Below are 631 nucleotides of genomic sequence, written 5' to 3' on the forward strand. Positions count from 1 at the left end.
TTTTCATGAGTTACTCTGGCCTCAATACTGAGCTGAAGACCCATTGATTTCGTACCCAAATCACCCTCTTTCAAATGAATATTGAAGGCTGTTGGTAGTTTGATCTCAGGACATCCGGGAATTGGCCAGATGATAATGCTCTGGGGTACTTCTGCCCCCCTCTCGGCGTTAAGTTTTTGCAGCTTTTCAAAGAGTGTCCTGGCAGACTCTTCGGTCGTGCAGATAATGTCAATGTCCTTGAATGATGAGCAGCGGTTCTGTAAAAATCGAGAAAATGATCCGGTAATCAGGATGGGAGGATTGGTATAAGAACTATTGATTTCTTGAATAATGTCCAGTGCTTCCAACGTTAGCGGATTTAACCGCGTAACCTGATTGTCTGGTAAACTCGCTCCGCCTACATTTAACCATTGCTTCAGGGTTTGAGCCGCACTGGCGTTGACTGTCTGAGTAACGAATGTATTCTCAGCTTTTTTTGTTTCTCCCCAGTATTCCAGAATCCGGCAAGGGAATGGGCCTCCTTTGTCAAGATTGGCAACGGATACTTCTACCGATTTTGTTCTTCGACCAGAGCTTTCTATATCGGGGATTACGTCGGGAAGATCTCGATGATCCGGTGTGGTGCTATTTA

Annotated in this window: 1 protein-coding gene; it reads right to left on the reverse strand. The window is 45.2% G+C overall.

Annotated elements, in window-relative coordinates; genetic code table 11:
* On the reverse strand, positions 1–631 hold a 631-nt coding region (locus tag AK963_RS34295; protein WP_175404777.1), incomplete at both ends, for a hypothetical protein.

Source organism: Endozoicomonas atrinae (assembly GCF_001647025.1).
Classification (GTDB): Bacteria; Pseudomonadota; Gammaproteobacteria; order Pseudomonadales; family Endozoicomonadaceae; genus Endozoicomonas; species Endozoicomonas atrinae.